The organism is Candidatus Saccharimonadia bacterium (assembly GCA_035544015.1).
In the GTDB taxonomy this organism is placed as follows: Bacteria; Patescibacteriota; Saccharimonadia; order UBA4664; family UBA4664; genus UBA5169.
Genome location: DATKIP010000097.1, coordinates 1 through 1,674 on the forward strand (window position 1 = coordinate 1; position 1,674 = coordinate 1,674).

Annotated in this window: 2 protein-coding genes; one reads left to right on the forward strand and one right to left on the reverse strand. The window is 55.0% G+C overall.

Features of this window, described 5'->3' with window-relative positions; genetic code table 11:
• Positions 1-220 precede the first annotated feature (220 nt).
• A complete protein-coding gene (locus VMT30_08830) occupies positions 221-1,180 on the forward strand; it encodes an IS30 family transposase (protein HVQ45032.1) in 960 nt (319 codons plus the stop codon).
• Here the strand turns inward: VMT30_08830 and VMT30_08835 are convergent.
• A partial coding sequence (locus VMT30_08835) for a recombinase family protein (GenBank protein HVQ45033.1) occupies positions 1,177-1,674 on the reverse strand: 498 nt, incomplete at its 5' end. The two genes, VMT30_08830 and VMT30_08835, sit on opposite strands and share 4 nt — an antisense overlap.

The following is a 1,674-nucleotide window of genomic DNA, read 5'->3' on the forward strand; positions in this document are numbered from 1 at the left end:
ATTGCTCGACAACACATTATCGTCTTCATGCTGATACTCAGTCACTTGGTTGCCAGTATCAGTTTTCACAAGTATGTGGTATGGCCCGCTTATGCCTTGGGGCAATGTGAAGTCGTAACTATTTGGGTAGCTTTGATCAGGGTTCGCGGATTCAAGTAGCCAGTGCATAAGTGAGTGAGGCGACGAAGGGGTAACCTTTTGCGATAGCAAGAGGTCACCTATGAGCAAGTACCGGCGAGTTACGTATGAGGACCGCTGCCAGATTTATGCGCTGAGCAAGAGCGGTACCAGCCAAGAATGTATCGCCAGCGTTTTGGGAGTCAGCCAAAGCACGGTAAGCCGAGAGCTGCGCCGCAATCGGGGTCAGCGTGGCTATCGGTTCAAGCAAGCAGAAGCAAAGGCTCAAGCGCGGCAGACGATAAGAAGTACGCCACGCAAGCTGACGGTGCCAGTGCGGGGAAAGATCGAAGCGAAGTTGTGCCAGATGCGCTGGTCACCGGAGCAGATCAGCGGCTGGTTAAGCGACCAGGGCATCAAGCTGAGCCATGAGCGCATCTACCAGATGATCTGGCAGGACAAATGCGACGGCGGCAACTTGTGGTACAGTCTGAGGCGGCGCGGGAAACGTTATAACAACCGTGCCGGCAAGAACGCCGGACGTGGCCTGATCCCAAATAGAATCGACATTTCTGAGCGTCCAGCCATTGTCGCGCGCAAAGCTCGCCTGGGGGATTGGGAGGGTGACACCGTTGTCAGCGCCGGGCACAAAGGCGGCTTACTCACGCTGGTCGAGAGAAAGTCTCAACTCACCAAAATCAGCAAGCTGCCACGTTCCACCGCCCGCGCTACGCAAAGGGCAACCGTGCGTCGCCTCAAGTCGATCGACAACTATGTGCACACCATCACGTTCGACAACGGAAAGGAATTTGCCGCGCATCAGGATATCGCCCATGCACTGAAGGCAAAAATCTTCTTCGCAACGCCGTACCATGCATGGGAGCGCGGCTTGAATGAAAACACCAACGGCCTCATCCGCGACTTCTTCCCAAAGGGCACAGACTTCTCTACGATCTCAAATGCCGAGGTTGCCAAAGTCGAACGTTTGCTAAATGCACGACCCAGAAAATCTCTCGGCTTCCGTTCACCGCAAGAGGTTTTTGACTCCCTCGCTTGCTCCTAAATTTCTATGCACTGGCGAGTTGAATCCGCGTCGTTTGTTTTCGCCATCGTGCGGATTTTAGCAACAAAGGGGTCGGGATAACGGACCGCCTCGGCGCGGCTTGGCTGACGATGGACATCAATGGTTTCGGTTGCTCCACCTTGCCAGCGAATTTGCAAGTGCAACAGCTTGGGTTCTGCACCCTTGACGACCGTGATATCGCGGATCAACAAACGCAGCATTCGCTTGCGGTCGCAAGCTGAAGTGGTCGCTGCCTTCCATAGGCGAGGAAAGTCTTTGCCGAGCTGTAGAACTTGCTGCTTTTGTTCGGGTGTGAGGCTTCGCATTGCTTGAAGCTCAAAGTCGGCAACCTCAGCCTTGAGTTCTATCATCCGCTGCATTGCGTCATTCCAGCGTTTTTCGAGCGTGCTGGCAACCAGGCGATTACTGGGGTCCGCCTCCTCATAACGGCGTTCTGCCAAGTCCGCATCGTAGCGGGCCCGCTCGATCCTCCG